The organism is Salinibacterium sp., assembly GCF_031364185.1.
Taxonomy (GTDB): Bacteria; Actinomycetota; Actinomycetes; order Actinomycetales; family Microbacteriaceae; genus Rhodoglobus.
In genome coordinates this window covers 24,440-31,507 of the sequence record NZ_JANLVV010000171.1, presented here as the reverse complement: position 1 = coordinate 31,507, position 7,068 = coordinate 24,440, and the positions used below count along the sequence as shown (strand labels likewise).

At 64.6% G+C, this 7,068-nt stretch carries 8 protein-coding genes; 3 read left to right on the top strand and 5 right to left on the bottom strand.

Going from position 1 to position 7,068, the window contains the following annotated elements; translation table 11 throughout:
- The 5 genes from hisF to fdhD form a co-directional block, all read right to left on the bottom strand.
- Positions 1-549: HisA/HisF-related TIM barrel protein (hisF, locus tag RMN95_RS07765; protein WP_309616364.1), on the bottom strand; the 549-nt coding region annotated here is incomplete at its 3' end.
- 28 nt (positions 550-577) lie between these two features.
- Positions 578-1,417 carry an ATP phosphoribosyltransferase gene (hisG, locus tag RMN95_RS07760; RefSeq protein WP_309616363.1) on the bottom strand — a complete coding sequence of 280 codons (840 nt, stop codon included), beginning with the start codon at positions 1,415-1,417 and terminating at the stop codon, positions 578-580.
- A gap of 37 nt (positions 1,418-1,454) precedes the next feature.
- Complete coding sequence (locus RMN95_RS07755) at positions 1,455-1,718, bottom strand: phosphoribosyl-ATP diphosphatase (protein WP_309616362.1); 264 nt, start codon at positions 1,716-1,718, stop codon at positions 1,455-1,457.
- Positions 1,719-1,730: 12 nt separating this feature from the next.
- Positions 1,731-4,043, bottom strand: coding sequence for an FdhF/YdeP family oxidoreductase (locus RMN95_RS07750; protein WP_309616361.1), 2,313 nt, complete (start codon positions 4,041-4,043; stop codon positions 1,731-1,733).
- On the bottom strand, positions 4,040-4,915 hold the full coding sequence (fdhD, locus tag RMN95_RS07745) for a formate dehydrogenase accessory sulfurtransferase FdhD (RefSeq protein WP_309616360.1): 876 nt from the start codon (positions 4,913-4,915) through the stop codon (positions 4,040-4,042). Before fdhD ends, RMN95_RS07750 begins: the two co-directional genes overlap by 4 nt.
- Positions 4,916-5,000: 85 nt before the next feature.
- On the opposite strand from fdhD, the gene RMN95_RS07740 reads away from it, so the two are divergent.
- The 3 genes from RMN95_RS07740 to RMN95_RS07730 are packed head-to-tail and all read left to right on the top strand — an operon-like array spanning position 5,001 to position 7,052.
- Positions 5,001-5,591, top strand: coding sequence for a molybdenum cofactor guanylyltransferase (locus RMN95_RS07740; protein WP_309616359.1), 591 nt, complete (start codon positions 5,001-5,003; stop codon positions 5,589-5,591).
- A complete protein-coding gene (locus RMN95_RS07735) occupies positions 5,584-5,883 on the top strand; it encodes a DUF6457 domain-containing protein (RefSeq protein ID WP_309616358.1) in 300 nt (99 codons plus the stop codon). Before RMN95_RS07740 ends, RMN95_RS07735 begins: the two co-directional genes overlap by 8 nt.
- Complete coding sequence (locus RMN95_RS07730; protein WP_309616357.1) at positions 5,880-7,052, top strand: molybdopterin molybdotransferase MoeA; 1,173 nt, start codon at positions 5,880-5,882, stop codon at positions 7,050-7,052. The genes RMN95_RS07735 and RMN95_RS07730 overlap by 4 nt, the downstream gene beginning before the upstream one ends.
- Positions 7,053-7,068 lie beyond the last annotated feature (16 nt).

Genomic DNA, 7,068 nt, shown 5'->3' with positions numbered 1-7,068 from the left:
GAAACCCTGTTTAGTGCCATCGGCATCAATCGAATTTACGAGCAACTCCCCCACGCCCCGTTCGATGGCCTCACGTGCCCAGGTAAGTGCATCGAGGTCGGTCTCGGTGCGGCCGCCATGCGTGGTGACGACGAATCGTCCGCCACGGCGTTTCACGTCGAGCGACAGCACCAGGGCCTGCGCGCCGAACCTGTCAGCGATCTCTCCCAGCAGTGCGGGCCGGGCGATAGCTGCGCTATTAACTCCGACTTTGTCTGCCCCGTGGGCCTGGAGCCTGGCGACATCGTCGGCGCTGCGAACTCCCCCACCGACGGTCAGCGGAATAAACACCTGCTCCGCGGTGGCGCGGACAACGTCGTACATGGTGGCGCGACCGTCGATCGTGGCGGTTACGTCCAGGAAGGTGATTTCGTCGGCGCCCTGCTCGTAGTACTTGCGGGCGAGTTCGACGGGATCACCGGCATCCCGAAGATTGAGAAAATTGATTCCCTTGACCACTCGCCCCGCCGAAACGTCAAGGCACGGGATGACTCGTACGGCGACGGTCATGGCGCGACCAGGCAGCGCGGTGTGCGGGTCATATCCGTGCGGCGTGGATCGAGCTGACCAGGATGGCGCGCGCTCCGACCTCGTAGAGCTCATCCATCACCTGGTTGGTGTCGGTGCGAGGAACCATCGCCCGCACCGCGACCCATTCCGCATCCTGCGTGAGCGAAATGGTGGGGCTTTCGAGCCCCGGAGTCACGGCAGTGGCCTTCTCGAGGTGTACAACGGGCACGTCGTAGTCCATCAGTACGTACTGGCGCGCCACCAGCACGCCCTGCAGCCGACGCTGCAGCGTCGTGATTCCTAGCAGGTCGCTGTGCGCGCTAATCAGCACCGCTGTGGAGTCCAGGATGACCGGGCCAAAGATCTCGAGCCCCTGCGCGCGAAGTGTGGAACCGGTGGAGACCACGTCGGCCACCGCATCGGCCACTCCGAGCTTGACGGCGGATTCGACGGCGCCATCCAGCGTGACAACCGTCACCCGCACCCCCTGGCGTTCAAGGAAGTCACCCACGAGAGCCGGGTAGCTGGTGGCAACCCGCATGCCGTGGAGGCTGGACAGCGTGGCAAACCGCCCGGGCACCGCGGCGAACCTGAAGGTCGATGCGCCGAAGTCGAGGGTCGTGATCTCGCGGGCGGGGCTGCGGGAATCAAGCAGAAGATCACGGCCAGTGATGCCAACGTCGAGGGCACCGGAGCCGACGTAGGTGGCGATGTCGCGCGGGCGAAGGTAGAAGAACTCGACGTCGTTGCGTTCATCGCGCACGCTCAGGGCGCGCGGGTCGCGGCGGCCCGTGTATCCGGCCTCCGCGAGCATGTCCGCGGCCGTCTCGCTCAGCGATCCCTTATTCGGGATGGCAATTCTCAGCATGGTGGTCTCTCGATCAAAGTGGATGTGGGGGCGACTGCTACAAATGTCGCCAGACATCAGCCGGGGTGAGTCCCTTCGCGACCATCAGCACCTGCAGGTGGTAGACAAGTTGCGAGATCTCTTCGGCCGTCTCGTCGTCGGTCTGGTATTCGGCCGCCATCCACACTTCTGCGGCTTCTTCGACGATTTTTTTACCGATTGCGTGCACTCCGGCATCGAGCTCCGCGACGGTGCCCGAGCCTTCCGGGCGCGAGACCGCCTTCTCGCTGAGCTCAGCGAACAACTCGTCAAACGTCTTCACAGTTCAAGGCTACTAGCGGTGGGGAGTACGCCCTGACGACGCAGGCTCCAGTCTGATCATGATCGCCTTGGAGACAGGAGTCTTACTGCCGATTGCCGCACTTGCCAGTGACACCAGCACATTCGCCTCGGGATAATACGCCGCGGCGCACCCCCTGGCCGTGGGATAGGAGACGACGCGGTAGTTGCGAAGTTCTCGATCTGGCTCACCGGCCCATTCGCTGACGATAGTGACGCGCTGGCCGTCGGCAAGGCCGAGCTCGGCGATGTCGTCGGGGTTCACGAAAATGACATCGCGGCCGTTTTTGATGCCGCGGTACCGGTCGTTGAGACTGTAAATGGTCGTGTTGAACTGGTCGTGAGATCGCATGGATTGGAGGATGAGCCTGCCGGCAGGCCGATCGAGGTGCTCCAGCGTGTTGACGGTAATCATTGCCTTACCCGTCGCGGTGTCGAAGCGCCGGTCATCCCTCGGGCCATTCGGAAGGATGAATCCACCCTTTCGTCGAACGTCGGCATTGAATGACTCAAACCCAGGCACCACCCGTGAGATGTGATCACGGATGAGGTCATAATCTGCCTCGAAACCGGCCCAATCGATGCCGTGACGCTCCCCCAGGGCTGCCCGCGCAAGCCTGCTAATGATGGCAACCTCAGACAGCATGCCGGGCGCTACGGGAGATACCCGGCCATGGGTCGCGTGAACGGCGCACACGCTGTCTTCGACGGACAGGAATTGCGGCCCTGCCGCCTGCAGGTCGATCTCGGTTCGGCCGAGCGTCGGTAGAATCAGGGCCTCGTCGCCGATCACCGCGTGAGAGCGATTGAGCTTGGTCGACACCTGCACCGTCATCTCGGCGCCACGCATGGCCGCCTCGGCGACAGCGGTGTCAGATATAGCGCTGACAAAATTGCCACCGAGAGCGAAGAAGACCTTGATCCTGCCGTCCTGCAGGCCTTCTACGGTCGCTACTGAGTCGGCTCCGTGCTCACGCGGCGGCTCGAAGGCAAACTCCGCGGCGAGGGCATCCATGAACTCGTCGCTCATCTGCTCCCAAATCCCCATGGTGCGGTCGCCCTGCACATTGCTGTGGCCCCGAATGGGCGATGCCCCAGCGCCGGGCTTGCCGATATTGCCCCTCAAAAGAAGCAGGTTGATCAGTTCCTTCAGCGTGTCGACCGACTTCTTCTGCTGGGTGAGACCCATCGCCCAGGTGATGATGACCCGGTCAGCCGCGAGGTAGCGTGCCGCGAACTCATCCAGTTCTGCCGAGGTCAGCCCGGTCGCCTCGGCCACCGCGTCCTCGTCGAGGGAGGCGATGTGGGAGGCGAAGGCGGGGAGTCCCTCACAGTGCGTGGCGATGAAGTCGTGATCGAGCACAGTGCCCGGGGCGGCGGCCTCGGCGTCGAGCACCCTCCGTGACGTGGCCTGTAGCAGGGCCATGTCGCCGCCGGATCGGATCTGCAGGTATTGATCAGCAAGGGCGGTGCCGCGGCCGATGATCCCGCGCACCTTCTGGGGATTTTTGTATCGGATGAGTCCCGCCTCCGGCAGCGGATTTACCCCGATAATCGTGGCCCCGTTTCGTTTGGCCTCCTCGAGTGCGGTCAGCATTCGGGGGTGGTTCGTGCCCGGGTTTTGGCCCATCACGATGATGAGGTCGCTCTTGCCAAAATCCTCGTAGGCGATAGTGGATTTCCCCACTCCGATTACTTCGTTCAACGCAAGACTCGTTGACTCGTGGCACATATTCGAGCAGTCGGGCAGATTATTTGTGCCGAACACGCGCACGAATAATTGGTAGACGAATGCCGTCTCGTTCGCGGTGCGTCCGCTCGTGTAGAAGGTCGCTTCATTCGGTGATGACAGGCTCGTGAGCTTGTCGGCAATGATCGAGAACGCTGTGTTCCACGACACGGGGACGTAGTGGTCCGAGCCTTTCGCGCGATGCAGGGGCTCCGTGAGTCGACCGAGCAGTCCAAGCTCGTACTCCGAGATGCCGAGCATGTCGTCGATCGAGTTCTCGGCGAAGAAGCTGGCGGGAACCGTGACGGGCGTGGCTTCCCAGGTGACGGCCTTTGCCCCGTTCTCGCAGAATTCAGCCGGGCTGCGATGGCTCGGGTCGGGCCAGGCGCAGCTCATGCAGTCGAACCCACCCTTCTGGTTCATGGCCGTCATCAGCTGGGCGGTGCGAAGTGGCCCCATCTGCCTGATGGCGGGCCCCATTGATTTCAGGATAGCCGGAATACCGACAGCCCAGGTTTCGCGGTGCTCTATCTCAAGCTCTGGGTATGCGCCGGTCTCGCCGGTCTCGCGCAGTGTCATTGTGCTGGCACGGCCTCTCTGGTCGGTGTCTCGTGGAATGTTCTGTGGATGATCCGCTCGTCACCGCAGTAGACGACCATTGAGTCGCCCCGCAGGAACCCGACCACGGTCATCCCGATCTCGGCTGCGAGTTCGATTGCCAGTGATGAGGGAGCCGAGACCGCGGCCATGATAGGAATGCCCGCCATCGATGCCTTTTGCGTCAGTTCGAAACTGGCACGGCCAGACACCATCAATACCGTGCCGCGCAGCGGGAGCCGGTTTTGTAGGACAGCCCAGCCGACCACCTTATCGACCGCGTTGTGCCGGCCCACATCCTCGCGCAGGACGAGCAGTTCGCCGCTCGTGCCGTCGAACAGCGCAGCGGCGTGAAGGCCGCCGGTCTTCTCGAAGACGTCCTGCCCGGCGCGCAACTGGCCAGGCAGGCCCACAAGAAACTCTGTGGTGATGGAGAGGTCGTCATGGGCGAGTGGGTAGGCCGACAGGGTGCGCACAGCGTCGATGCTCGCTTTGCCGCACAGGCCGCAGGAACTGGTCATGTAGAAGTTGCGCTCGAGGCTCGGGTCGGGCCCGGCCACCCCCGCAGCGAGGGTGACGTCGAGCACGTTAAAGGTGTTGGCACCGTCGACCGGTGCGCCGGCGCAATACCTGATCGCGCCGAGTTGATCAGCGCGCGAGATTACCCCCTCAGAAACCAGAAATCCGGCGGCAAGGTCGAAATCGTGCCCTGGGGTGCGCATGGTGATACTGAGGGCGGTACCCCCGACTCGGATCTCAAGCGGTTCCTCCACGGCCAACACATCCTCGCGACGCGACGGCTCCGCGCCGACCGTGATCCTGGTGACGCGACGACGCGCGGTGATTCTGCCCATGCTCTATGCCTAGCACTGTCCGCTCATCATCGTGCGCAAAATTCGGTGTCCCGCGCGCTAGTCGGCGAACTCCTAGAGTGAAGACATGACCTTCGATGCCGTGGTTCTTGCGGGCGGCCGCTCGGAGCGGCTCGGCGGCAGGCCGAAGGCGCAACTGGTCTTCAACGGCTCCACGCTGCTTGAGCGCACGCTGAAGGCGGTGCAGGATGCCCGGCAGATTGTCATTGTGGGAGATCCGGGTTCGAGCACCGTCCCCATCACCACCATCGTCACGTGTGAAGTGCCCCGCTTCGGTGGACCCGTTCCGGCCCTCGCCGGTGGCCTCGTCGCCGCCACCGGAGCGGTTTCGGAGTGGGTGCTGCTGCTCGCCTGCGATATGCCCCACGTCGTGAACGCCATTCCGGGGCTCCTGTCCCACCGAGCCGGGGACGGCGTGTTGGCGCGGGATGACGACGGACGTGACCAATACCTCCTCGCCTGCTACCGCCGTGCCGCCCTGCTCGATGCGGTCGATGCCCACTCGGGCGCCCTGGCCGGCATGTCGATGCGAGCACTCGTCGGCACACTGGACACGACGGTGATCGATATTCCGGCGGGTTCGGCCCGCGACGTTGACACCTGGGATGATGCAGCCGACTTCGACATTCTTCCGAACACTGGAGCACTTCATGACTGATCACGACGTTCGGGAAACCCAGCGGATCTTAGCCGAGTGGATTTCCGCACTCCGCCTCGAACTCGATGCCGCCGAGGCTCCCGTCGACATCGAGGTGATCCTCGGGCTGGCGGGCACCGCCGCCCACGCCGTACTCAGGCCCGCCGCCCCGCTCACCACCTACCTGCTCGGCTACGTCGCCGGCAGGGCAGCCGGTGGCTCCCACACTCGGTTCGACGGGGCGGGGTTGGATACGGCCGTTGCCGCCATCCAGCGACTCGCCGCGAACTATGGCTCGAGCTCCCGCGAATGACCCGCGGCGCTCAGGTCCCAGCGATCGAATGGCACGAGGCCCGACGGCGGGCTGGCGCCGTGGCATCCGGCGCCATGATCGGGGAGGTGGCCCTTGCCGACGCCATCGGGCTCGTGCTGGCGCGGGAGGTAGTGGCTCGCCAGCCGATCCCACACTTCGTCTCCTCCGCGATGGACGGCTGGGCCGTAGTGGGCGACGGCCCCTGGAGCGTGGGTGAAGGCGAAGTGCTGACGGCGGGCTCGGCCTGGGCCGTGGTCACCGGGCAGCGCCTTCCCGCCGACATCCGCGGAGTCCTTCGTAGCGAGCACGCAGTGATGATCGGGGGCCTGCTGCAGACAAACCACCTCGCGGCACCCGGAGAGCCCTCCAGCGGCAAACACATGCGCGCCGTCGGCACCGAGGCGAGCCAGGGTGAGATCGTCGTCACGGCCGGGTGCGTCATCAATCCCGCGCACATCGCACTAGCGGCCGCCTGCGGTCTCGATGAGGTCACCGTTCACCCGCGGCCCACCGCCAGCATTCTTCTCACCGGCGATGAGGTGACGGCGACAGGCGTTCCACAGCCCGGGGAGGTCAGGGATAGTTTCGGCCCACAGCTGCCCACCGTGATGCGAATGCTGGGTGCGACCGTCGTGTCGACGGCCCGAGTCCCTGACGAATTGGATGCGACGGTCCAGGCGATCACGACATCCGCAGCTCACGCACGAATTGTGATCACCACCGGCGGCACCGGTCGTTCGGGTTCCGACCAACTCCGGGCCGCCCTCGAGGTCCTCGACGCGACGATGATTATCAGTGCAATAGCCCTGCGACCGGGCGCCCCCACGATGCTCGCTCAGCTGCCCGGAGGCCAGTTCGTCGTGTGCCTTCCCGGCAACCCGCTGGCTGCCGTCCTGGGACTGTTAACCGTGGGAGCCCCGTTGGTCGCCGCGCTCGGAGGCCGCGACGTCACGCCGACGTATCTGGTCGACCTCGCCGGTGATGTGCCCGGCATACCGTCAGCGACTCAGCTGCTGCCGTATACAACGGTCTCCGGCAGGGCGAGCCCCACCGCATGGAGGGGTTCCGCGATGATGCGAGGGCTCGCCGCCGCAGACGGTGTTCTCGTGATTCCGCCGGGCGGCGCGACCACGGCCAGTGCTGTCGAGGCGCTGCCGCTGCCCTGGTGATCGTGACCGGCGTAGT

What these genes read in the sequence shown, in the direction of transcription:
- hisG (WP_309616363.1), bottom strand. Translation starts at nt 1,417, where the DNA reads ATGCTGAGAATTGCCATCCCGAATAAGGGATCGCTGAGCGAGACGGCC.
- RMN95_RS07750 (WP_309616361.1), bottom strand. Translation starts at nt 4,043, where the DNA reads ATGACACTGCGCGAGACCGGCGAGACCGGCGCATACCCAGAGCTTGAG.
- fdhD (WP_309616360.1), bottom strand. Translation starts at nt 4,915, where the DNA reads ATGGGCAGAATCACCGCGCGTCGTCGCGTCACCAGGATCACGGTCGGC.
- RMN95_RS07740 (WP_309616359.1), top strand. Translation starts at nt 5,001, where the DNA reads ATGACCTTCGATGCCGTGGTTCTTGCGGGCGGCCGCTCGGAGCGGCTC.
- RMN95_RS07735 (WP_309616358.1), top strand. Translation starts at nt 5,584, where the DNA reads ATGACTGATCACGACGTTCGGGAAACCCAGCGGATCTTAGCCGAGTGG.
- RMN95_RS07730 (WP_309616357.1), top strand. Translation starts at nt 5,880, where the DNA reads ATGACCCGCGGCGCTCAGGTCCCAGCGATCGAATGGCACGAGGCCCGA.